This is a genomic window from Candidatus Accumulibacter sp. ACC003 (assembly GCF_907163085.1).
Lineage (GTDB): Bacteria > Pseudomonadota > Gammaproteobacteria > Burkholderiales > Rhodocyclaceae > Accumulibacter.
Map to the genome: position 1 here is coordinate 332,914 of NZ_CAJQTX010000006.1, position 22,561 is coordinate 355,474.

The 22,561-nt window shown below is 63.8% G+C and carries 18 protein-coding genes, 1 tRNA gene and 3 pseudogenes; 13 read left to right on the plus strand and 9 right to left on the minus strand.

Annotated features, from left to right (window positions below; translation table 11 throughout):
* Positions 1-32 precede the first annotated feature (32 nt).
* The 8 genes and pseudogenes from lepB (at position 33) to traN (ending at position 7,411) form a co-directional block, all read left to right on the plus strand.
* On the plus strand, positions 33-515 hold the full coding sequence (gene lepB, locus QZ656_RS14790) for a signal peptidase I (protein ID WP_291994109.1): 483 nt from the start codon (positions 33-35) through the stop codon (positions 513-515).
* Position 516: 1 nt separating this feature from the next.
* Positions 517-858 carry a hypothetical protein gene (locus tag QZ656_RS14795; protein WP_291994110.1) on the plus strand — a complete coding sequence of 114 codons (342 nt, stop codon included), beginning with the start codon at positions 517-519 and terminating at the stop codon, positions 856-858.
* A gap of 129 nt (positions 859-987) precedes the next feature.
* A pseudogene (gene mobH, locus QZ656_RS14800) lies at positions 988-2,624 on the plus strand (MobH family relaxase).
* A gap of 434 nt (positions 2,625-3,058) precedes the next feature.
* Complete coding sequence (traW, locus tag QZ656_RS14805) at positions 3,059-3,655, plus strand: type-F conjugative transfer system protein TraW (protein ID WP_366522178.1); 597 nt, start codon at positions 3,059-3,061, stop codon at positions 3,653-3,655.
* The gene (gene traU, locus QZ656_RS14810; protein WP_291994111.1) at positions 3,639-4,652 is read left to right on the plus strand and encodes a conjugal transfer pilus assembly protein TraU; all 1,014 of its coding nucleotides are present in this window, start codon (positions 3,639-3,641) and stop codon (positions 4,650-4,652) included. Before traW ends, traU begins: the two co-directional genes overlap by 17 nt.
* A 136-nt stretch (positions 4,653-4,788) precedes the next feature.
* The gene (gene trbC, locus QZ656_RS14815; protein WP_291994112.1) at positions 4,789-5,367 is read left to right on the plus strand and encodes a type-F conjugative transfer system pilin assembly protein TrbC; all 579 of its coding nucleotides are present in this window, start codon (positions 4,789-4,791) and stop codon (positions 5,365-5,367) included.
* A complete protein-coding gene (locus QZ656_RS14820) occupies positions 5,364-6,560 on the plus strand; it encodes a hypothetical protein (RefSeq protein WP_291994113.1) in 1,197 nt (398 codons plus the stop codon). The genes trbC and QZ656_RS14820 overlap by 4 nt, the downstream gene beginning before the upstream one ends.
* Entirely contained in the window at positions 6,560-7,411 is an 852-nt protein-coding gene (gene traN / locus QZ656_RS14825) for a conjugal transfer protein TraN (RefSeq protein ID WP_291994114.1), read from the plus strand. The genes QZ656_RS14820 and traN overlap by 1 nt, the downstream gene beginning before the upstream one ends.
* Positions 7,412-7,698: 287 nt before the next feature.
* On the opposite strand, the gene QZ656_RS14830 is transcribed toward traN, so the two are convergent.
* The 3 genes and pseudogenes from QZ656_RS14830 to QZ656_RS14845 form a co-directional block, all read right to left on the minus strand.
* Positions 7,699-8,376 (minus strand): transposase, encoded by a 678-nt coding sequence (locus tag QZ656_RS14830; RefSeq protein ID WP_291994115.1) that lies wholly within the window; start codon positions 8,374-8,376, stop codon positions 7,699-7,701.
* Positions 8,377-8,439: 63 nt separating this feature from the next.
* The gene (locus QZ656_RS14835; protein WP_291991620.1) at positions 8,440-9,546 is read right to left on the minus strand and encodes a transposase; all 1,107 of its coding nucleotides are present in this window, start codon (positions 9,544-9,546) and stop codon (positions 8,440-8,442) included.
* Positions 9,543-10,477: pseudogene (locus QZ656_RS14845) on the minus strand (site-specific integrase). Before QZ656_RS14845 ends, QZ656_RS14835 begins: the two are co-directional and overlap by 4 nt.
* Positions 10,478-10,609: 132 nt before the next feature.
* Between QZ656_RS14845 and QZ656_RS14850 the strand changes: the two are divergent.
* The 5 genes from QZ656_RS14850 to QZ656_RS14870 all read left to right on the plus strand — a co-directional run bounded on the left by QZ656_RS14850 (position 10,610) and on the right by QZ656_RS14870 (position 15,075).
* Positions 10,610-11,803, plus strand: coding sequence for a conjugal transfer protein TraN (locus QZ656_RS14850; RefSeq protein ID WP_291994227.1), 1,194 nt, complete (start codon positions 10,610-10,612; stop codon positions 11,801-11,803).
* Between the two features lie 370 nt (positions 11,804-12,173).
* Positions 12,174-13,643: an IS1634 family transposase gene (locus QZ656_RS14855; RefSeq protein ID WP_291994116.1), complete on the plus strand. Its 1,470-nt coding sequence runs from the start codon at positions 12,174-12,176 to the stop codon at positions 13,641-13,643.
* Positions 13,644-13,748: 105 nt separating this feature from the next.
* Positions 13,749-14,159, plus strand: a complete 411-nt coding sequence (locus QZ656_RS14860) for a hypothetical protein (RefSeq protein WP_291994117.1) — start codon at positions 13,749-13,751, stop codon at positions 14,157-14,159.
* 21 nt (positions 14,160-14,180) lie between these two features.
* Positions 14,181-14,477, plus strand: coding sequence for an HU family DNA-binding protein (locus QZ656_RS14865; RefSeq protein ID WP_291994118.1), 297 nt, complete (start codon positions 14,181-14,183; stop codon positions 14,475-14,477).
* 385 nt (positions 14,478-14,862) lie between these two features.
* Entirely contained in the window at positions 14,863-15,075 is a 213-nt protein-coding gene (locus QZ656_RS14870; protein WP_291994119.1) for an AlpA family transcriptional regulator, read from the plus strand.
* A gap of 632 nt (positions 15,076-15,707) precedes the next feature.
* On the opposite strand, the gene QZ656_RS14875 is transcribed toward QZ656_RS14870, so the two are convergent.
* The 6 genes and pseudogenes from QZ656_RS14875 to QZ656_RS14900 all read right to left on the minus strand — a co-directional run bounded on the left by QZ656_RS14875 (position 15,708) and on the right by QZ656_RS14900 (position 22,560).
* Positions 15,708-15,784: transfer RNA gene (locus tag QZ656_RS14875), tRNA-Arg, on the minus strand.
* 132 nt (positions 15,785-15,916) lie between these two features.
* Positions 15,917-18,577, minus strand: a complete 2,661-nt coding sequence (pepN, locus tag QZ656_RS14880; protein WP_291994120.1) for an aminopeptidase N — start codon at positions 18,575-18,577, stop codon at positions 15,917-15,919.
* Positions 18,578-18,644: 67 nt separating this feature from the next.
* Complete coding sequence (locus tag QZ656_RS14885) at positions 18,645-19,316, minus strand: GDSL-type esterase/lipase family protein (RefSeq protein WP_291994121.1); 672 nt, start codon at positions 19,314-19,316, stop codon at positions 18,645-18,647.
* The gene (gene prmB, locus QZ656_RS14890; protein WP_291994122.1) at positions 19,313-20,206 is read right to left on the minus strand and encodes a 50S ribosomal protein L3 N(5)-glutamine methyltransferase; all 894 of its coding nucleotides are present in this window, start codon (positions 20,204-20,206) and stop codon (positions 19,313-19,315) included. The genes QZ656_RS14885 and prmB overlap by 4 nt, the downstream gene beginning before the upstream one ends.
* Positions 20,199-21,338 (minus strand): annotated as a pseudogene (dapE, locus tag QZ656_RS14895) (succinyl-diaminopimelate desuccinylase); the annotation flags it as partial. The gene prmB and the pseudogene dapE, both read right to left, overlap by 8 nt.
* A gap of 13 nt (positions 21,339-21,351) precedes the next feature.
* Positions 21,352-22,560, minus strand: coding sequence for a PilT/PilU family type 4a pilus ATPase (locus tag QZ656_RS14900; RefSeq protein WP_291994123.1), 1,209 nt, complete (start codon positions 22,558-22,560; stop codon positions 21,352-21,354).
* Between the last annotated feature and the right edge of the window lies 1 nt (position 22,561).

Below are 22,561 nucleotides of genomic sequence, written 5' to 3' on the forward strand. Positions count from 1 at the left end.
CCTGACGCTTGCGGCGCCGATACAGTGGCGGCATGTCTATCCGCCTTTTCGATCTCCTGGGGCGCTGGTTTCCGCTGCTGCTTTGGGTCATTGCCGCCCATTTGGCGTTTGGCCGCGCCTATCTGCTCGCCTTAAACCTCACCGAAAGCCTTCCCGGCACGCTCTTTCTGGTCGAGAAAAACGTGATGCCAGCGCGCGGGGACCTGGTGGCCTTCCGGTGGGAGGCCAACTGGCCCTATCCGCGCGGGTGCCTGTTCCTCAAACGTTTGATCGGCTTGCCCGGCTCCGTCGTCACCGCGACAGGCCGAGCCTTCTTTGTCGACGGCGAGTCGGTCGGTCGTGCGAAGGAGCGCGCCAGGACCGGCGAGCCGCTCGATATCGGCCCTGTTGGGACCATTCCCGACGGGCGTTACTACGTTGCCGGCTCGCATCCTGACAGCCTCGATTCACGCTATCGCCTGACCGGCTGGGTGAGTCGGCAGCAGATCGTCGGGAAAGCGCATCGGGTCTTCTGACGTGCGACGAACGGGGTCTTGGGGAATCCTCGTCGACTGCGCTGAACGCGAGGTTGCCAAGCGCTCTAAGCGCCTGTGGATCGCCGTCCTCCATCAAGCGATCGAAGATGCCAACGGCCGCACGCGATCGGCCGAGAAATCGGCAAGCACGATCGGAGACGTGCAGCGGGACGCCCTGATCTGGATTTTTCATGACCAATCCACGGCCGGCAATTCCTTCCACACGATCTGCGACATCCTCGATCTCGACCCCGATCAGGCGCGCCAGCGTCTTCGCCGTGTGCCCGCGATTCGGCGCGGCTTGCACCGAACCCGGCTGGATGTGGGCCAAGGGGAGGGCTGACCGATGTTCGGCTTGATCAGGAAAGCGATTCGGCAGGATAACCAGGGCCAAAAACCGGCCGCAAGCCTTCCCGTAAACCCGCCGTCGGAGCAGGCCATGGACGACGAGATTCCACGCTACCCACCGTTCATGAAGGGCCTGCCGGCAACCCACCCCGACAAACTCATCGAGACGCAGCGGGAGCTGATCGGCCAAATCCGCGAAGCCGGCCTCGCGTCTTCGGAGATCTTCGAGCAGTTCTATCGGCAGTCGCTGCGTCGCTTTGCTTCCTATGCCCACCTCCTGCCGGCCAGCCAGACGCATCATCATCGCGGGGCCGGTGGGCTGCTGCGTCACGCGGCCGAAGTCGCCCTGTGGTCGCTCCAGTCCGGCGATCGCGTGCTTCTCCCCGGAGAGCAGGCGCCGCGACGCCGCCGCGAACTTCAACCGCGGTGGCATCTGGCGGTATTCCTCGCCGCCCTTTGCCACGACGTCGGCAAGCCGGTCACCGACCTGGCCGTCACCAGCCGGGATGGCGCGCAGGTCTGGAACCCTTTGTCGAAGACCTCTACACCTGGGCCTGCCGGCATCAGGTCGATCGCTACTTCCTGCACTGGCGCGAGAATCGTGGCAAGAAGCACCAGGCCATTTCCGCCTTGATTGCCGAGCGCATCATCAGTCCGCAGGGTCTGGCCTGGATCGCCGCGGCTGACACCGAGCTGGTGCTGTGGATGATGGAAACGATCAACGGCTCACCCAGCGCCGAGAATCCGATTCACGATCTCGTCATTCGCGCGGATCAGGCCAGCGTCGAGCGCGACCTGCGCAGTCTTGGCGTCGCGTTCACCGGCTACGAGATCGGCCTGCCGGTCGAACGCTTTCTGGTGGACATCATGCGTCGGCTGGTCCGGGAGGGAACCTGGGGAGTCAATCAACCGGGCGCACGGCTCTGGCACATCGACGGGCATCTCTACCTGGTCTGGCCGGCCGCCGGCGAGGAAATCGCTGCCCTCATCCATCAGGAGAAAATCCCCGGGTTGCCGAGAACGCCGAACAGCCTTCTCGATATGCTTGTGGAACGTCAGTTGGCGAGTGTCCGCGAGGATCGCGTCGACGGCCATCGCTACTGGGTGATCGCCCCGGCGGTGCTGGCCGAGAAGATCCCGAACATCCGACTGACGGCGATCAGGCTTCGTGAGGTGGCACTGCTCGTCGAGCCCGCGCCACCCTCCGTGCCGGGCAGGCTTCTCGACCAGGACGAAACCGTAACCGAGCCGGCCGACCTACCGGCGCTGAAGTTGTCACCCTCCGTGACGCCACGCGCTTCACCTGAACAGGGTGGGTTGCCAGAGAGGCCTGCCCAGCCCGAGTCCACGCCCAACCCGCCAGCGGCACCCACCGATCAGCTTGATGGTGCTGTTGGTGAAGCGCTGCAGGCGCTTGCCCGGGACATTCAGGCGGGCAAGAAAGCTGCCGAGACCCTGATCCACATCGACCCCTCCGGCGTGTTGTGTCTGAAGTGGCCCGATGCGCTCACTGGCTGCGGTCTGGACAGCAAGGCGATCCTCGACGAGCTGTCGCACCGCAACTGGCTGGCGCTTGATCCTTTGGCACCGTTTCGCAAGGTAACCGAGATCGCGGTCGAGCACGGCCAGCCGTGGAAAGTGATTCGCCTCCAGCCAGCGGTCAAGCAGCTCATGGCTATCGGAAACCTACAGCCCAAACCCGCAACCGGAGCGCCTCCAGCTACCCAACCCGTTCAGGAAGTCCAGGCCGAGCCAGGGTAAGACCGAGAAGCCCGGTGAAGACGAGCGGCTGAAGTTGATTCAGGGCATCGTCGCCACCTTGCGCGACGGCGTAAAAACTGGCGTCCTGACATCAGAGCGGGAGGGGAACTTCACCTGGATTCCCTCCCGCCAGGCCGAACCCCTGTTGGTCGAGCGACTCCAGCTGGCCAGGATGCAGATCCTGCGCCTGGGGAGCGTCGTCCCGGACGTGTTTCTGTGTCAAACGCGGAATCGGGCGCATTGCTACCGAATTCCGGTCCCGCCCGCTGGCGACTGGCAGCCAGAAGCTGGAGCGCGTAGCCGCGGCAACCATCATCGCCCCATGCCGAGGCGAAATGCGCCCCGGAAAGCCACATTTCGAAATCCACAGCCGCCGGACGGCAGACCAGAATCGATTCCCATGTCGATTCAGCGCTCCACTGCCGTTCTTCGCCCTGCTACTCGCCGCTTCGATGCCCATCGCGCACGCGGAGGATCTCGGCGTCGTCGGGCCGACCTACGACATTGCCGAGCCAGATCTGCTGGACGTCATCGAATCACGTCTCAAACACCTGGAGAAGACCGGCGAACTCGCCCGGAAACAGAACGAACACCGCGATCGCGTCGTCGCGGCCGTCGAGAAACCCAGACCCGTCGACGGCCTCAAGGCCACCGTGACCCGTCGCCGCTTCTACATCGACCCGACGTGGATCCTCGACCACGACATCCGCGATGCCGACGGCGCGATCCTTTTCGCGCGCGGACTAAGGGTGAATCCTCTCGATCACGTTTCCCTTCGCGAACGACTCCTCTTCTTTGACGGGCGGGATCGCCGCCAAGTCGCCTTTGCGCAAGAGGCGCTGGCGAGCCCCGAGGGGGGCGCCAAACCCATCCTGATCGCCGGCGAACCGCTGGCGCTGATGCGCGTGTGGAAACGCCGCGTCTTCTACGACCAGGGCGGCAGCTTGAGCCGCCGCCTGAGCATTCGTCAGGTGCCGGCGGTGGTCAGTCAGGAAGGCAAGAGGCTAAGGGTCGATGAAGTGCGTCCGTAAGTGCCTCCTGTTGTTCGTCTTGGCGGTGGCGATCGGGCGCCCGGGGCCAGCCTTGGCATCGCCGACCTGCACCGGCCGCTTCGCCAATCCGATCACCGATATCTGTTGGCGCTGCATGCTGCCGATCCGCTTCGGCGGCCTCGATCTGCTGTCGATGGGGCAGGAAGACACGCCGAATCCCGGCGGCTCACCGCTTTGTGCGTGCCCCTCCCAATTGCGCGTGGGTTTCAAGGTGAGCTTTTGGGAGCCAGTCAGGCGAGTCGATGTGGTGCGTCGCCCGTTCTGCCTGACCAGTCTCGGCGGACTCGAGCTTGATCCCGGGTTCGATGCGCCCCGTGGTTCGCGTTTCAGCCAGGACAGCACGTCGACCTCGTCTTTCTATCAGGTCCATTGGTACGTCGACCCGGTCATCTTCTGGCTGGAAGCGATCTTCGACAACGCCTGCCTGGAGCCGGGCGGTTTCGATGTCGCCTATCTCACCGAACTGGACCCGATGTGGCACGACGACGAGCTGACCTTCATCCTCAACCCCGAGGTCGCCCTGTTCGGCAACCTGGCGGCCCGCGCCGCCTGTGCCGCCGATTGCGCGGCGGCCACTGCCGGCTTCCCGCTCAACTCCCTTTTCTGGTGTGCCGGCTGCCAGGGCAGCCTCTATCCGCTCAATGGCAACGTGCAGGCCCATATCGGCGGTGTCCAGGCATCGAGTCTGGAAATGACTCGCCTGATCGCCAAGATGCATCGGGAAGGGCTGATGTGGGCGGCCTCGGGCGAGGACGGACTCTGCGGCTACTACCCGCAGCCGATCATGGACAAGACCGATTACAAATATCACATGCTCTATCCGATTCCCCAGACCGCACAGATTGCCGGGAAATGCTGCCAGCCGCTCGGGCGATCGACGATTCTGTGGGGCGCCGGGCGCGAGTTTCCCTTCGAGGGCGAGGAATTTGCGTACATGGTCTTCCGCAAACGCAACTGCTGCCAGGGCGCGTTCTGAGGCCATGAGCAGGCGATCGTGGATCTCGCCGTGGGTGCTTTGCCTCGGCGTCGGCGCCTGGGGTGGGCTGATGACGTTCGCGCTGGCTCAAGGCGTAGGACCCGCGGACAGCGAGCTACGGGCAGCCCGAGAGCGAATGGGTTCTGCGCTGAACGCCATCGAGGTGCGGAAGGCCACTGGCCGTCTGACGGTTCCCGATCCGACCAAGCTGCCCCAGCCGGCGACCACAGGCCCCGACATTGCCCGGATGGCTGAGACCTACCGCCAGGCCCCACCAAGCTCGGCACCGGGCAAGGATGTCCCGGAGTTGATGGTGTTTGTTTCCTTTTCGTTGCCGAAGGAAACGCTGCAGCGAATCGTCAGCCAGGCAGAGAAATCCGGCGCCGTCTTGGTCCTGCGCGGACTTCACGGGAATTCGCTCACGCGGATGGGTGAGGAGATCGCGCGACTGGTCGGCGACCGTAAGGTCACGGCGATCATTCATCCACCGGCCTTCAAGCAGTTCAAGGTGCACCAGGTGCCGGCACTGGTGCTGGCGCGATCCGGCCAGGCGTCAAAGATCGGCGAAGACGGCTGCGCCCCGGTGTCGAGCTTCATCCGCGTCGACGGTGATGTCACACAGGACTATGCGCTCGATCTCATCGAGCGACAGGCGCCGGCGTGGGCCGATGTGGCGCGCCGCTATGCCTCACGACTCTCGGGATCACGGCGATGAGCAAGCGGTACTGGCTGCTCATCGCGCTGCTCCTGGCAAGTCGTGCCTGGGCGCAGGGAGATGCTGCGAGCAGCGCGTTTGCCAAGGGCAAAGCGCTGGGCGCCGGCACGATCGACAGCGCCTTCCAGGGAATCGGCAACGGCACCGGCGCCGCGACCGTGCCGGGGTTCGGACAGCCCACTCCCCAATCACAAGTGTTCCAGGCGGGGCAGGGCCAATTGTCGGGGCCGGGGGCGGCCAAGATCATCGACTGCGCTAGCCAGGCCCCTGAAGTGGATTCCTACCGGCGGCAGGAGTGTGACGCCGTCAATTTTGTGGCGCGCAACCCGGCGGTGCGACCGGCGTTCTCGATCGATCGCGCCAACGATCCGCTGATCAGTCGTGCCCGAGCGCTGGTCCGCAATCCCACGATGAGCGGCACCGGCATCACCGCCGGGAATCCTGCCGAACAGTGCCGGGTGGTGACCGAGACCCAGCCCGCGTCGTTCAGCAAGGAAACCTGCAATGACTACCGGCCGGTGAGCAGCGCTTTCTGTTCGACCGCGCGGCAGATCAGCGTCGATCAGCATCACCGCTACCAGTGCGTTGAACAGATGCAATCGGTGAGCAATGCCTCCTGCGTCATTGGCCAACAGATCGCGGTCGATACCCGCTACCGCTACCAGTGCAATCAGACCGTGCAGGGCTACGAGTCGCTGAGTTGTCGGCGAGGGGTCTCCGTCACTGTCGGATTTGGCCAATGCACGCCCGGTGTCTGGCTCGGGCGCACGGCCTTCGTCGATTGCGGCCACTGCGTCGATCCGTACATGGCGATGAACATCTATTGCGGCAGCGATGGCCGATCGTACGAGGTGGAACCCTACCGTTCCGGCGACGGTGCCAATCGCTTCGACTATCGCCCGCTGGGTTATTCCTGGGATGGCAGCTACGGTCGTTTTCCGGTGGCGGTCGCGCCGGGTCAATCGATCAGCGATCACTACGTCAGCGATCTGGGTTATGGCTGCCATCTCTACGTCTATTTCAGCGTCAGCTGCAGCGCGACCACCTGCACACCCTCAGTGCGCAACGTCAGTGCCGGCTGCAACTCTGCCGGCGGCAGCGGCACCGGGGCTGCGCTGCAGCTGCCGATGTCCACGACGGTCAGCAGTTGGCGGTCGAGCGAGTGCGCCAGCTTGCAGCAGCGAGCACAGTGATGAAGGCATTGCTTGCGATGCTGTTCGCCATGACTCTCGCTGGCCGGGCGATCGCCGGCGACTGTCAGCTGGCGAGTTCGACCTGTGTCGATAGCAGCGCGAGCAAGACGATCTCCGGCATCGTGGTGACGCTCGCACAAGTCGGCGGTTGCTGGGAGTATCAGGACACCTACACGTGCATCAAGCCCGAGGCGATCGACTACTGCGCCGCGCTGACCACGGCAGGCTGCGGGCAGATCGGTTCGACCTGCAGCGACACGGCGTTCAACGGGACGTGCAACACCTACAGCAAGACTTTCCAGTGCGGCACCGATCAGGGGGAGCCGAGCAACACGCTGCGCTTGAGCAATAGCTACACGCTGCTCACCGACGCTGCCGACGCCAGTGCCTGCAGCAGCTATGCGCAGAATGCGCGCTGCCGGCTGGCGGCGCATACCTGTGTCGATTCGACGCCGTGCAAGCTGGATGCCAGTGGGGCCACAGTTTGCCTTGCTGGCGTCAAGCCGCCGGAAGGCGGGCTGAATTCCACGGCGATCTGTTGGCGCTATCAGGATGACTATTCGTGCATTGCCGACAACCCGCTCGATTACTGCGCGGCGATCAAGGCCACCGCGGGTTGTTCCCTGGCGGCTTCAACGTGCGACAGCACGGCCTTTGACGGGTCGTGCAATCAATACACGCGCCAGTATCGGTGCACCAACGTGGCGGCGGCGACGAACCCGCCGACGGTCGTGCAACTCGACACCTCGTACACCATCACCTCGAACACACTCGACACCAGCGGCTGCACCTCGCTGTCGGAAAGCAGCAACTGCGTCCACGCCGCGCACACCTGCACGGACAACGAATAAGGATAGATCGTGCGAAGCCACGATCTGATCCGTTTGTTGGACGAGCCCGGGCCGGAGCGCTGGGCGCGCCCTCTGCAAATATCTTTTTTGGATTTACCCCGCAGGCATGAATGCCGAAGGGCGGGGAGCGGGCCGTCGCCGCGCGCTGCGGCACCGTCAGCGAAGATCGCGCAAATCCGGCCGTTTTGGCGTCCCGGCCACTGAACTCCGGGCGACCCCGTCACTCAGCTTGGGGAAACTGAAGTCCCAAAGGCGGCCGGACAGCGCTGTGAAGGCGGCTTACACGATCAGGCAGCGATCGCGACGAGCGGTGGAGCAGCGACGAAGGCGGGCGATGTTGATCGAATACGCGTCCGGACAATTGACATCACGGAGCCACAGCACGGGCAAAGCATCGCTGGCCGCTCCTTGCGCGGCGGCGTGAAGCGGCTGGGATCGAACTTCAGCAAGCGGTGCAGCAAACTGATCAGGCGCTTGCAGTTGGCGTGCAGGAAGCCGAAATTGCGGGCGCGGCGAAAGCCCTTGGGTAGCACGTGCTGGAGGATCAGCCAGAGGAAATCGGCGCCGGCTAGCGAGCGCTTTTCCGACTTGCCGGTTTGTGCGTTGCGGTAGCGGAAGCTCACCCGCCCATCCTTACAAGCGAGGATGTCCTGTTCACGGATGACGCCGCGGTAGAGGTAACGACCGAGGTAGATCAGGGCCTTCTCGCCGCTGCCCACCGATTTGCAGTGCAACGAATAAGGATAGATCGTGCGAAGCCACGATCTGATCCGTTTGTTGGACGAGCCCGGGCCGGAGCGCTGGGCGCGCCCTCTGCAAATATCTTTTTTGGATTTACCCCGCAGGCATGAATGCCGAAGGGCGGGGAGCGGGCCGTCGCCGCGCGCTGCGGCACCGTCAGCGAAGATCGCGCAAATCCGGCCGTTTTGGCGTCCCGGCCACTGAACTCCGGGCGACCCCGTCACTCAGCTTGGGGAAACTGAAGTCCCAAAGGCGGCCGGACAGCGCTGTGAAGGCGGCTTACACGATCAGGCAGCGATCGCGACGAGCGGTGGAGCAGCGACGAAGGCGGGCGATGTTGATCGAATACGCGTCCGGACAATTGACATCACGGAGCCACAGCACGGGCAAAGCATCGCTGGCCGCTCCTTGCGCGGCGGCGTGAAGCGGCTGGGATCGAACTTCAGCAAGCGGTGCAGCAAACTGATCAGGCGCTTGCAGTTGGCGTGCAGGAAGCCGAAATTGCGGGCGCGGCGAAAGCCCTTGGGTAGCACGTGCTGGAGGATCAGCCAGAGGAAATCGGCGCCGGCTAGCGAGCGCTTTTCCGACTTGCCGGTTTGTGCGTTGCGGTAGCGGAAGCTCACCCGCCCATCCTTACAAGCGAGGATGTCCTGTTCACGGATGACGCCGCGGTAGAGGTAACGACCGAGGTAGATCAGGGCCTTCTCGCCGCTGCCCACCGATTTGCAGTGCGCTACCCATTCCCGCGGATAGGACGCCGGCAGGCAAATGCCGGCCGCCTCGATCGCCGCCAGCATTTTGGCCCGGAAGACCTTGGCCATCGCCTTCTCGTTGAACAGGTAGGTGCCGTTCTTGCCGCGCCGCTTGCGTCGCCAGCGCTGCTTCGCGGCATCGATCGCTGCCGCGGGGACGACGAGATGGACATGCGGGTGGAAGTCGAGCCGACGCGAGTGCGTGTGCAGGACCGCGATGGCGCCGGGCGTGCCCTGCAACTGCCGGTCGTTCTGACTGAAGCGGTGCACCGTTTCCCAGGCACAGCGCATCAAGCCATCGAAGACGACGTCGGCGTGCGCCGCAGCGAGCCCGCGCAATTCGGCCGGCAGCGTGAAGGTCAGCAGAAAGTAGTCGGCCGGGACGAGGCGCTCTATCTGACGTTCCAGCCATTGCTGGCTCTCGTGGTGCTGGCAGTGCGGGCAAAGGCGATGGCCGCAGGAATGCGGAACGAGTTTTTGCTGATCGCAGCCTTCGCACTGGAGCTGCATCATCGGGCTGGCCGGGCCGCGGCAATCGCGCATCGCCGAGAGTGCCCGAAGCTGATCGAAGCTCAGGCGGTGGCGAAATTGCGTCATGAAGTCCGCTTCGAATTCGGCAATGACAGAGCCGAGGCGGATCATCGCGGCGTCCCCTTGCTCAGACAAAAGCGGTCCATCAGCGCGTTGATGCGGTCGATGGCGTGATGCCGGGTTTGATCCGTCAGATGGGTGTAGCGAACCGTCGTGAGAATCGAGTGATGGCCGAGAATGCTCTGCACCTCGGTGAGCTCGACGCCCGCCTCGATCAGGTGCGTGGCATAGGCGTGACGCAAACTGTGCGGCGAAATGTTTTTTTTAGCCCGCAGGATTCGACCACCGCCCGCAGTGCCTTCTGAACGCCGCTGCGATTGAGCGGTGTCCTGGCGCTGCTCGCACCTGGCAAGCCGCCGCGGCGATTGGGAAACAGCAGAACGGGATTACGGTGGCGCTGCCAGAAACAACGCAGGAGTCGGTAGGTGGCCGTCGGCAGCGGCACCAGGCGATCCTTGTTGCCCTTGGCATCGCGGATATGCACCCGCCCGCGCGCGCCGTCGATGTCGGCGACCGTCAGCCGTAAGCCTTCGCCCAGGCGCAGGCCGAGACTGTAGAGGGTGAAGAAGAAAACGCGGTAACTGAGCACCTGCGTGGCCAGAAAAATCCGCTCGGTCTCCTCGACCGTGACGATGTCCGGCAGGCGCAGCGAGCGCGGCGGCTTGATCAGACCGGGCGCCACCCAGGGTTTCTTCAGCACGTGCTCGTAGTAAAACTTGAGCCCGTACAGATCGAGCTTGAGCGAACTCCAGGAGTGCGTCTCACGCAGGTCGGCGAAGTAATCCAACAGGTCGGCCTCGCTCAGATCGTCGATCTGATGAGCGAAGTAATCTCCCACCCGGCGGACCGCGCGCGAATACGCGTCGATCGTCTTCGGCTGCAAGCCCTTGAGCTTCAGGTGCTTCTGGTGCAGCTCGTAGTTCGTGTCAAAAATCGTCGTTGCGACAGGGGACATCTCTTCCATCTTGCGGTAACCTCGCATTCGTCATGAACATCCCTCGGATGAGGGGCGAGGTCACATCTTGAGTCAACGCGACGACAGCACCGGGGTTTCCTCCGCGTAGCGGCTTCGTCCAACACGCCGTGCAAGACGATCAACGGCCTGCAGGTCTGCCTGGACAGCGTCTCGCCGCTGCCGGAACGGGCCCAAAGTGCGGGCGACTCCTGCTGGGCGTGGTCGGAGGACTACACCTGCGCCGCGACAGCGCTGAGCGATGACTGTCAGGAACTGATCGACCGGGGATGCACCCAGGTGGGCAGCGATTGTGTTGATCGTCTGCCGTCGGGCGCTTGCGACCTGAACGAGCGCACCTACTCGTGCCAGACCTCACCGGCGGTCCAGACGCAGCGCACGGTGTGCGATCAGGCGGCGTTCTGCCAGGGCGGTAACTGCTTCGACACGAGTCATCCGGCCGATGAGGATTTCGGCAAGATCATGGCCACGCTGGAGGCGGCGCGCGAAGCGGGGGTCTATGGCGGCGATCAGCGGCTGTTCACGGGCGTCACGGAGCAGTGTCGCAAGAAGCTGTTTGGTCTGGTGAACTGCTGCAAGAAGGGCGGCGGTGGCGCGGCGAAAAGCAACAACGCGCTGATGTCGGCGGCGATCCAGGGGGCGTATGCGGGAGGGCAGCTGGCGGTGAACGCAGGCAGCAAGTACGTCTTCGATTTCATGTACCCGCAGTACGCGGGCTATCTCGAAGCGGGCGCGAAAGCGATGATTTCGTCCGAGGTGCTGTTTACGCCGACGAATTTCCAGCCGTCGTTCAGTTTCTATGGGCTGACCTTGTCCACCGGGACAATGACCAGTGGCCTGCTCGGCGGGCCGATTTTTTCTATCGGGTCGCTGGGCAGCTTCAACTTCTATTTCGATCCTTACTCGTTAGCCGTGGCGGTGGCCCTCGAGTTGCTCTCGGACCTGCTCTCGTGTGATCAGGCCGAGCAACTGCTGGCGATGCACCGTGATGCCAATCTCTGTGTCGCGGTGGGGTCCTTCTGCTCGGTCCGGGTGCCGATCATCAGGACGTGCATCGAGCAGACCCAGTCGTATTGCTGCTTCAATTCTCGCCTGGCCCGGTTGATCAATGAACAGGGCAGGGGACAGATCGGCAAGAGCTGGGGAAGCGGCAGGCATCCGGATTGTTCCGGATTCACACCTGCGGAGTTCGAACGGCTCGATTTCTCGCGCATCGACCTGAGCGAGTTCATCGCGGAAGTCACGGCCAGCGTGCGCGTACCTACTGCGTCGTCGATCGGGCAGAACGTCCGGGGCACCGTCGAGCAGCGCGTCAATAGCTACTATAACCGGTGATGACTGAGCACGCTTTTCTGTCCGGGCGAGGGCAGCGCGATGCGTTTGGACAGGTGGATGGCGTGCATTCTCTCGGGGAGATGATTCGATGAAAGCACCTCTGACGGATCTTCCACGCACCATCAATGTAAGTCGTTGATGTAATTGAAGTAAGCCATAAATCGCCCGAACGCGTAGGCATGTAACAATGTATTTACGGCTTTACAAACATGTCGTTATATTGTTAAGTGTCGGCATGTACATCGCCCACATCCCCAACCGCAAGTCTAGGCCAGCCATTCTGCTTCGCGAATCGTATCGCGAGGGGGGCAAGGTCTGCACACGGACTATCGCCAATCTGACGAATTGGTCTGCGGAGCAGATCACCGCGATGGAACGTCTGGTGAAAGGCGAGTTCGACGATTGGTCCGGGGAGATGACCAGTGGTGAGATTTTCGGTGTTCTGTTTGCGCTCAAGCATCTGGCTGACCAGGTGGGCATCACGCGGGTGCTGGGCACGGCCCCGGAAAGCAAGCTCAACTTGTTCCTGATTCTGGCACGCATCGCGCATGGTGGGTCGCGGTTGTCGGCGGTGCGCTGGGCGCAGCAGCACGCGGTGGCCAGCGTGCTGGGGGTGGACGACTTTGATGAGAATGATCTCTACGCGGCGCTGGACTGGCTGGCGAGCCAGCAGGAGCGCATTGAGCGCGAGCTGTACCAGGCCTATGTCAAACAACAGGGCCAGCCACCGGTATTGGTGCTCTACGACGTCACCTCGAGCTACTTTGAAGGGGAATGCAACGAATTGGGGCGGTACGGTTACAACCGCGACGGCAAGCGGGGCAAGCAGCAAATCGTCATCGGTTTATTGACCGCGGAGGACGGGGAGCCCCTGGCTGTGCGAGTCTTCGAAGGCAACACAGCGGACCCGACGACGGTGGCCAGTCAGATCACGATTCTCAAAGAACAATTCGGCCTGGCCGAGGTGGTGCTGGTCGGCGACCGGGGGATGATCAAAGCCAAGGGGAAAGCGGCGCTGTCGGCGCAGGGCTTTCGTTATATTGACGCCCAGGTGCGTACCTTTCTCAAGCAGGGCGTGTTGCAGACGGATCTCTTCGACGCGCATCTGTGCGAGGTGGAGCACGGCGACAAGCGCCTGATCGTGCGCCGCAACGATACCGTGCGGGTACGCGAGGAGCGGCGGCGGGACGACAAGCTGACCCAGTTGCAGGCAAAGATCACCGCACGTAACGCCTTCGTCAAGGACTCCACCCGCGCCAGCGCCGCGACAGGCCTGGCCGCCCTGCAGAACTGGGCCAAGCGCCACAAGCTCAGCGGGTTTGTCACGCTGACGCTGGAGGAACGCGTCATTGTCTGGTCTATCGACGAGGAGGCCAAAGCGCAGGACGCTCTGCTCGACGGCTGCTACCTCCTGGAAACGAACGTGCCGGTGGACATGATGGATGCCAAGACGGTCGATGCGCGCTATCGGGACCTGCAAAAAGTCGAGCGCAACTTCCGCACCGTGAAGACCGCCTTCCTGGAAATCCGTCCGATCTTCCTGCGCAAGGCCGAGCGCACCAAAGCGCATGTGTTCGTGGCGATGCTGGCGTTGAAGATCACCCGACAGTTTGAAGCGGGGCTGCGTCAGGCCTTCGGCACGACCGAAAGCAGTAGTACCGCCATTACCTCGGACGACGCCCTACTGGCGCTCGGACGACTGACCTACCTCTACAGCACCGACCGCAACGGTCAGCGTCACACTCACCTGCCGCGCCCGGACGAGCAACAGGCACAGATCCTCGGTGCCATTGGCCTTGCCTTCCCCCTCAAGCCAAAAGCCCAGAAGCGCGCTGCGTAGGCAGAAGCCGATCTCGCTTCATCCACCGTTATTTAAAAAAATACAAAGACATACAGCAGAACTTCGGCTACCAGCGCGAGGAAGATCCGTCTGAAAAAGCTTGCGATGGCGCTGTCCGTGCTGGCTCTGCTCGGCACCACAGACGTTGTTGCTGCCGATCTGAAGCAGGTTCTGATCGCGGCGATCGATGCGCCCGATGGTCGATCCGACGAGGAGCTGAGTGGGCGGATGGCGGAGTTCTTCAAGGGGCAGACGCGGTCGTTTTCGCCGGTGCGGGTTAAGGTCAGAACACTGAGGAAGTTTGCCGAGGCCGGTTGTGCTCGCCTGGAGGCCACGCTGATCCAGGACGAAGTGCCGACCAAGGATGGCAAGCGGATTCCATTTGCCGTTCGCTACGAGCTCAATCTGTGTCGTGACGGACAGCCGCCAAGTGAAGGGATCGACCTTGACGCGGCGTCACGCGTGCTTTCGGGTGAGTCGCCGGCGGCAATGATGCGAGAATCGGGCCCTCAATAACCACCAACAGGGAGTACCTTGATGAACAAGTCCGAGCTGATTGAAGCGCTGGCGAGCAAAGCTGATCTGTCCAAAGTGGCCGCGGGCCGTGCCGTCGATGTCCTGCTTGAAGAAATCGTGGCAGCGGTCGCCAACGGCGATTCGGTGACACTGGTGGGCTTTGGCTCTTTCAAAGCGGCACCGCGCGCGGCTCGCGAAGGCAAGAACCCGAAAACCGGCGAGAAGCTCAACATCGCCGCCACGACGGTGCCCAAGTTTTCTGCGGGTGCCGTCTTCAAGCAAGCAGTGGCTGGCAAAGGCGAAGGCAACAACAGCTAGACGGTTCTGGTGGTGGCGCTGCCTGCACAACCTCGGTGGCGATGATCAAATTCTGTCGACGTCTTTGCCCAGGGAGTGAATGCCAGGCCAATTCAAACACCGGCCTGTCGTCGGTTTGTGGATCGGTTAGAGGCCGCTTGGTGCCGTCAGGAGAATGACACTCGCTGCGAGCAATCGGCACCGGCGCTCCTGCTTGATCGCCGCATCCCTCGTAGAGCAATTGCCCTCCACCATTCACCGCCAGCGTCCCGCGCCGTGCGAAATGCGCACGAAAAGTTCGCATTTCGGCACCGTGATTCTCTCGTCGCCGTACTAAAGTCGACTCATGAAATCGATTCCTGGCGCGGGTTAATCGGGTCTGTCCGACGGAACGTGAGGTGATGCTATGAATCAACGGTTGATACGTCTTCCCCAGGTCAAGGCCATGGTAGGGCTTGGCCGATCGTCGATTTACGACAAGATCAAGCGGGGCGAATTTCCAAAACAGATCAAGCTCGGGCGCTCGTCGGGATGGGTCGAGGCTGAGGTGCAGACGTGGATCAGCGAGCAGATCCGGGCGAGTCGGTTCGGTCAGGTGGGCCCTTCGCCGAACTCGTGAACGCCGCTCTAGAAGCAGCCATCTTCAATAATTCTCACTAATCTCATACGGCGCTGAGGGTGGGTAACTGTTTCGTGGCGTAGCGAACTTTCGGTAGTTCGTGGCCGTCCGCGCGTTGACGGGATCAAAGCCGGGCTCGCGCAATTCAGGCGCAATGCGCATATCCGTGTTGACTGCGCGGACGTGTCCCCCACGATCCTGGAACCCGTGTGCTGCCCCTTTCGGTCGAGCGGTCCGAACCGCTGAGTGCACAAGAGCTTGTCGGCGCACGCCGTCGCCTCAAACGGGCCTGCCAATGCCACCACTTCACGGCTTTACGTATGCCGTACCAGACGGGACTCGCTGGATCTATTGGCGACCGGGTTTGGTGGCTCTTGCTCTTGGGTGTGGCTGACGAATAGGGGATTCGTCCCGGGGGGGGGCCAAGCCTTGCTTCCGCGCGACACCCGTCATTACTCGTCACTTTGGGGCTGGGTGGAACAGATTCACTGCCGAGTGCTTATTCATGCGGACGATTAGGTCAAGGTCCAAGCCTACTCATCTGTTGGGCACTTTGTTGGGCACATTTTCATGCAACCGCTTGCCAGAAACACTTAAGCCACCTTGGAGGTGGCTTAAGTGTTTGAATCTATTGGTGCGCCCGGAGCGATTCGAACGCCCGACCCCTTGGTTCGTAGCCAAGTACTCTATCCAACTGAGCTACGGGCGCCTTGCCTTGCTGAAGCGGCGAATTATACAGAGGCGATCGGCCGCGCTCAAGCACTATCTGGCCAATTTCTACCTCGGCTGCCGTTTCCCCTGCTGCACTGCGCGCTGGCTTTGCGACAGGTCGGAATGCGGCTTACTGATCCAGCGCTCGCCCGACGATCTCGCGCACGTCGGACGACAGGCCGTCGAGCGAACGCAGCTTTTCGAGGGCGAGTCTGGCGTGTTGCTGGCGGGCTTCGTCGAACTTGCGCCAGCGATCGAAGCGCCGCGTTAGACGCGCGGCGACCTGCGGGTTGAGGCGGTCGAGGCGAGCGATCTGCTCGGCGAGGAAGTGGTAGCCACTGCCGTCGGCGGCATGAAAACGGACGTGGTTGTTGCCGAAGGTGTTGAGCAGCGCGTAGACCTTGTTGGGGTTGCGCAGATCGAAGGCCGGGTGCTCGAGCAGGCCCTTGACCACCGCCAGCGTGTCGGGCAGACGGCTCGCCGCCTGGACCGACAGCCACTTGTCGACCACCAGCGCTTCGTCGTGCCAGCGCTCGTAGAAGCTGGCGAGCGCGCGAACGCGTTCGGGGCAGTCGTCCTGCGCCAGCGTCGCCAGCGCGGCGAACTGGTCGGTCATGTTGTCGCTGGCGGCGAACTGCGCCATCGCCAGGCGGCGCGTCTCGTCGCTGTCGAGTTCGCCGAGGTAGCCGAGGCAGACGTTGCGCAGCGCTCGCCGGCCGGCGTCGGCCGGTGTCGGCTGGTAGGGGCCGCTGGCGGCCAGCGACTGGTAGGTGTGCAGTAGCGGCGCGCGCAGTTGTTCGGCGAGAAAACGGCGCAGGCCGTTGCGCGCGGCGTGCAGCGCGTCGGGGTAGACCCGCGTCATGTGCTCGGCCAGCGTCGCTTCGCCAGGTAAGGTCAGCGCTTCGGCGGCGAAGGCGGGGTCGTCGTCGGCGTGCTCGAGTAGCCGCGCGACGGCGTCGATGATGCCTTGTGGCCAGAGCGCCTGGCGGCCGAGCGCCAGTTCGTCGGCGGTCGCCAGGAGCAGCCGGCTGGCCAGACGCTGGCCGGCCTCCCAGCGGTTGAAGGGGTCGCTGTCGTGCGCCAGCAGCTGCGTCAGTTCTTCGTCGCTGTACGCGAAGTCGAGAATCACCGGCGCCGAGAAGTTGCGCAACAGCGAGGCGACGGGAGCGTCTGAGAGGTCTTCGAAGACGAACTGCTGCTCGCGCTCGGTCAGGGAGACGACGCGCGTCGTGCAGCCACTGCCGGCGGCGCTGCCCTCGCCGGCGATCAGCAGCGGTAGGTCTTCGCCGTGCGCGCCGTTGAGGCCGATCGCCACCGGCATGTGGAACAGCGGCGAGTCGTCGCTGCTTGCTGTCGGCGCGGCGGATGGCAGCGACTGCGCCAGCGTCAGCGTGTAACGGCGGTGCTCGGCGTCGTAACTGCCGCTGGCGTGCAGGTGCGGCGTGCCGGCGTATGCGTACCAGCGCTTGAACTGTGTCAGGTCGACTCCGGAAGCGTCGGCCATCGCCGCGACGAAGTCGTCGCAGGTCACCGCCTGGCCGTCGTGACGTTCGAAGTAGAGGTCCATGCCGCGCCGGAACGCTTCCTGGCCGATCAGCGTCTGGATCATGCGCACGACTTCGGCGCCCTTTTCATAGACCGTGCTGGTGTAGAAGTTGTTGATCTCGATATACGAATCGGGGCGCACCGGGTGCGCCATCGGGCCGGCGTCCTCGGGGAACTGGGCGGCGCGCAGGGTGCGCACGTCGCGGATGCGGACGACCGCGCGGCTGTGCATGTCGGCGCCGAATTCCTGGTCGCGGAAGACCGTCAGGCCCTCTTTTAGCGACAGCTGGAACCAGTCGCGACAGGTGACGCGGTTGCCGGTCCAGTTGTGGAAGTATTCGTGGGCGACGACGCGGTCGATGTTCTGGTAGTCGCTGTCGGTGGCGGTGTCGGCGCGGGCGAGGACGTACTTGGTGTTGAAGACGTTCAACCCCTTGTTTTCCATGGCGCCCATATTGAAGTCGCCGACGGCGACGATCATGTAGTGATCGAGATCGCATTCGAGTCCGAAGACTTCTTCGTCCCAGCGCATCGCGCGCTTGAGCGCGTCCATGGCGTGCGCGCACTGGTCGAGCTTGCCGGCTTCGACGAACACCGCCAGTTCGACTGTGCGGCCGCTGCAGGTGGTGAATTGGTCGCGCAGCACGTCGAGGCGGGCGGCGACCACGGCAAACAGGTAGCAGGGCTTGGCGAAGGGATCGTCCCAGCGCGCCCAGTGGCGGCCGTCGCCCTCGTCGCCGCTGCCGGCGGGGTTGCCGTTGCCGAGCAGCACCGGCAGGCTGGCCTTGTCGGCGTGCAGCGTGACGCGGTAGCGCGACATGATGTCCGGGCGATCGGGGAACCAGGTGATGCGCCGGAAACCCTGCGCTTCGCATTGCGTGAAATAGCCGTCTTTCGAGCGAAAGAGCCCCGACAGGCTGCTGTTGTGGTCGGCGTCGATGCGCACCTGCGTGCGCAGTGTCAGCGCGTCTGGCGCGTTGGCGATGCGCAGCAGCGACTCACTGCATCTGTAGTCGTCCTTGCTCAGTGGCTTTCCGTCGATCGCCACGGCGATCGTTTCGAGCCCCTGACCGTCGAGTTGCAGGTCGGCGCCGGGCGCTACTGCCGGATTGCGGCGTAGGCGCAGCTGGCTGTCGACCAGCACTTCGCCGGCGTTGAAATGCACGTCGAGTTCGACGTCGTCGACCAAAAATGGCGGCGGCGTGTAGTCGTGGCGATGGATTCTCTGTGGCGTTTCGGTTGTCATCGGTGGGTCCATGTGGTTCTGCCGCTGCGCGCTTGCGCCCGCCTTCGCCATTCACCGCCTTCGGTGTTCAGCGCTTGCTCAGCAAGCCGGCGCGTTGCAGTTGCTCGGCAATGCCGTCAGCGAGTTTCCGGTAGCCGTCGGCGTTGGGGTGTATGGGGTCGGCTTTCAGCGCCGGGTCGGACAGCGTCTCGGCGAGCACGCCGGCGACCAGCGGCAGCTTTTCTTCTTTGGCCAGCTCGGCGTAGATCGGCGAATCGGGCAGGCGGCCGGTGGCCGCGCCGAGCAGCGAGAACTTCGGTACGGCGACCAGGACGACCTGCGCTCCCGACGCTCGGATCGACGCGACGATGGCGCGCAGGTCTTCCTTGACCGCCGCTTCGGGGCGTCGTCGCAGGAAGTCGTTGCCACCCATTTCGACGATCACCAGCGCCGGCCGGGCCTCGGCGATCGCCGCGTCGATGCGGCCGCGCGCTGTCGCGGCGGTCTCGCCGGGAATGCCGGCGTTATGCACCTGCCAGCCGCTGCGCGCCGCCAGGTGACGGGGATAGTCGTCGCCGACAGCGGCACCGGTGCCGAAGGTGATGCTGTCGCCAAAGGCCAGGACGCGGCTGCCCGCCGGTAGCGGCGCCAGCGGTATCGACTGGCTGCAGCCGAGCAGCGCCAGCACGGCGAAGCTCAGCAGCAGGCGCCGCCAGGTGGCCAGCACGCCGTCGCGCAGCGCTTGCTGGCAGCGGCTCACGGCAAGTCGTCGCGATGCAACAGGAAGACGTACTGATCGCCGGCGCAGGTATCCAGCCAGGTGAACGGCGTCTCCGGGAAAGCCGCCTCGAGGAGTTCGCGGTTGTGGCCGATCTCGACGACCAGCAGCCCGCCGGGTCTGAGCTGCGTGCGCGCGGCGGCGAGGATGGCGCGCGTCAGATCGAGTCCGTCTTCGCCGCTGGCCAGCGCCAGTGCGGGTTCGCAGCGATACTCGGCGGGCAGGCTGGCCATCGACTCGGCCTTGACGTAGGGCGGATTGCTGACGATCAGGTCGTAGCGCCGGCTCCTGACGCCGGCAAAAAGATCGCCTTCGACCAGGCGAATGCGCTCGCCGAGTTCGTAATCGGCGACGTTGCGGCTGGCGACGGCGAGCGCGTCGGGCGAGATATCGACGGCGTCCACGCTGGCCTGCGGGAAAGCGTGGGCGGCGAAGATCGCCAGGCAGCCCGAGCCGGTGCACAGGTCGAGAACGGTGGCCACCCGCTCCGGGTCTTCGATCCACGGTGCGAGTTGTTCTTGCAGCAGTTCGGCGATGAACGAGCGCGGCACGATGACGCGCTGATCGACGTAGAAGTGATAGCCGGCGAGCCAGGCCTCGTTGCTCAGGTAGGCGACCGGCAGGCGCTCGCTGATTCGTCGCTCGACGGCCTGCAGGACGAGCCGGCGTTCATCGCTGGTCAGGCGCGCGTCGAGAAAAGGTTCGAGGCGATCGAGCGGCAGGTGCAGGCTGTGCAGCAGCAGGTACGCGGCTTCGTCCCAGGCGTTGTCGGCGCCGTGCCCGAAGAAAAGGCCGGCCTCGTTGTAGCGGCTGACGGCAAAGCGCAGCACGTCGCGCAGCGTCAGCAGTTCGCTTTGTGCCTGCTCAAACATGGCGCGGCAGCAGCTGTTCGAGAATGCCGCGGTAGATGGCGGCGAGTCGGGGCAGGGCGGCGATTTCAACACATTCATTGACCTTGTGGATGCTGGCGTTGACCGGACCGATCTCGATCACCTGCGGGCAGATTTCGGCGATGAAGCGTCCGTCCGAGGTGCCGCCGCTGGTTGACAGCTCGGCTTCGACGCCGGTTTCGACGCGGATCGCGTGCAGCGCCGCGTCGATCAGCGCGCCACGGCCGGTGAGGAAAGGTTTGGCGCCGAGCGTCCAGGCGATGTCATACGACAGCCCGTGCCGGTCGAGCAGCGCGCAGGTTCGCGCCTGCAGGTCGGCGGGGCTGCTGGCGGTCGCGAAACGGAAGTTGAAGTCGATGTCGACGCGGCCGGGGATGACGTTGTTGGCGCCGGTGCCGGCGTGCATGTTCGAGACCTGCCAGGTGGTCGGCGGGAAGAATTCGTTGCCCTGGTCCCAGATCGTCTGCGCCAGTTCGGCAATCGCCGGCGCCACCAGATGGATCGGGTTCTTCGCCAGCTGTGGGTAGGCGATGTGGCCCTGCACGCCCTTGACGGTCAGCTTCGCCGACAGCGAACCGCGGCGGCCATTCTTGATCGTGTCGCCGAGCGTGTTTACCGCCGTCGGTTCGCCGACGATGCAGTAATCGATCAACTCGCCGCGCTGGCGTAGCGCCTCGGTGACGACGACCGTGCCGTCGATGGCGTCGCCTTCCTCGTCGGAAGTGAGCAGCAAGGCCAGCGTACCGCCGTGTTCGGGTGCGCTCGCGAGGAAGTCCTCGGCGGCGACGACAAAAGCCGCCAGCGAGCCCTTCATGTCGGCGGCGCCGCGGCCGTAGAGCAGGCCATCGCGCCGTTGCGGCGTGAACGGGTCGCTGTGCCATTCGCTCGCTGGGCCGCTGGGAACGACGTCGGTGTGGCCGGCCAGGCACAGCAGCGGGCTGCCGTGGCCGTGCCGCGCCCAGAGGTTGCTGACGCCGCCGCGGTCGAGAAATTCGCAGTCGAAGCCGATCGCTCGCAGGCGCGCGGCGATCAGCGGCAGGCAACCGGCGTCTTGCGGAGTCACCGAGCGGCAGGCAATGAGCTGCTCGGCGAGCTCGACGGTCGCCTCGGAAGTCGTTGCCGGCTGGCTACTTGTTGGCGCGTTCGTCGTATTCGTCCTCGGCGTCGTCGTTCATGCTGATCGTGAACTCCTTGAACGAGGCGCTGCTGGGGTCGGTCATCGACAGTTCGTACGACTTGTCGCTACGCTTGTCATCGCCCCGTGGCGGATCGACGTGGTCGCTGTTATTGATCAGCCACGACAGGTTGGTCGGTGAGTCGGCGTTGCGCAGCGCTTCTTCGAGGGTAATCAAGCCGCCGCGGTAGAGGCGGAAAAGATCCTGCTCGAAGGTCTGCGAACCGGGCGCCAGGCTTTGTTCCATCGCTTCCTTGAGCGCCGGGATGTCGCCGCGCTCGACCAGCTCCTGCACGTGATAGCTGTTCAGCAGGACTTCGACCGCTGGCGCCAGCTTGCCGCCTTCCTTCATCTTGACCAGTCGCTGCGAAACGATCGCCTTCAGGCTCACCGCCAGGTCCATGTACAGTGCGCTGCGGCTTTCCAGCGGAAAGAAGTTGATGATCCGGTTGAGCGCGTGATAGCTGTTGTTGGCGTGCAGGGTGCCGAGGCACAGGTGGCCGGTCTGCGCGTAGGCAATCGCCGCCTGCATCGTTTCCTTGTCACGGATTTCGCCGATCAGGATGCAGTCGGGTGCCTGCCGCATGGCGCTCTTCAGGGCGTTGTTCCAGCCGAGCGTGTCCATGCCGATTTCGCGCTGGTTTACGATCGACTTCTTGTGCTTGAACAGGTACTCGATCGGATCCTCGATGGTCAGGATGTGGCCCGCCGTGTGGATATTGCGATGATCGAGCATCGAGGCGATGGTCGTTGACTTCCCGGAGCCCGTCGAGCCGACGATCAGGATCAGGCCTCGCCTTTCCATGACCAGGTCGGCGAGCGTCGCCGGCAGCATCAGGGTTTCGAGCGCCGGGATATTGCCGAGGATGTAGCGCACGACAACCGCGATCGATCCGCGCTGCCGGAAGATGTTGATCCGGAAGTTGCCGAGCTTGGGGACGCCGACCGAGAGGTTCATCTCCTTGGTCGCTTCGAAGGTCTGCGCCTGCTCGGGAGTCATCAGCTCGTGGGCGATCTTGTCGGTCATCGCCGGTTCCATGATCTGCTGATTGACCGGTACGGTGACGCCCTGGATCTTGATGTGGATCGGCACGCCGGCGGAAATGAAGAGGTCCGAGGCTTGCCGGTCGGCCATCACCTGAAACAGCTTGTCGAGGATCATC

Bases quoted from the DNA above. Each gene is read 5' to 3' on its own strand.
- QZ656_RS14835 (WP_291991620.1), bottom strand. From the start codon at position 9,546: ATGATCCGCCTCGGCTCTGTCATTGCCGAATTCGAAGCGGACTTCATG.
- pepN (WP_291994120.1), bottom strand. From the start codon at position 18,577: ATGACAACCGAAACGCCACAGAGAATCCATCGCCACGACTACACGCCG.
- QZ656_RS14865 (WP_291994118.1), top strand. From the start codon at position 14,181: ATGAACAAGTCCGAGCTGATTGAAGCGCTGGCGAGCAAAGCTGATCTG.
- QZ656_RS14855 (WP_291994116.1), top strand. From the start codon at position 12,174: ATGGAACGTCTGGTGAAAGGCGAGTTCGACGATTGGTCCGGGGAGATG.
- prmB (WP_291994122.1), bottom strand. From the start codon at position 20,206: ATGTTTGAGCAGGCACAAAGCGAACTGCTGACGCTGCGCGACGTGCTG.
- traU (WP_291994111.1), top strand. From the start codon at position 3,639: ATGAAGTGCGTCCGTAAGTGCCTCCTGTTGTTCGTCTTGGCGGTGGCG.
- QZ656_RS14820 (WP_291994113.1), top strand. From the start codon at position 5,364: ATGAGCAAGCGGTACTGGCTGCTCATCGCGCTGCTCCTGGCAAGTCGT.
- QZ656_RS14900 (WP_291994123.1), bottom strand. From the start codon at position 22,560: ATGATCCTCGACAAGCTGTTTCAGGTGATGGCCGACCGGCAAGCCTCG.
- traN (WP_291994114.1), top strand. From the start codon at position 6,560: ATGAAGGCATTGCTTGCGATGCTGTTCGCCATGACTCTCGCTGGCCGG.
- QZ656_RS14860 (WP_291994117.1), top strand. From the start codon at position 13,749: ATGGCGCTGTCCGTGCTGGCTCTGCTCGGCACCACAGACGTTGTTGCT.
- QZ656_RS14870 (WP_291994119.1), top strand. From the start codon at position 14,863: ATGAATCAACGGTTGATACGTCTTCCCCAGGTCAAGGCCATGGTAGGG.
- trbC (WP_291994112.1), top strand. From the start codon at position 4,789: ATGGGTTCTGCGCTGAACGCCATCGAGGTGCGGAAGGCCACTGGCCGT.
- lepB (WP_291994109.1), top strand. From the start codon at position 33: ATGTCTATCCGCCTTTTCGATCTCCTGGGGCGCTGGTTTCCGCTGCTG.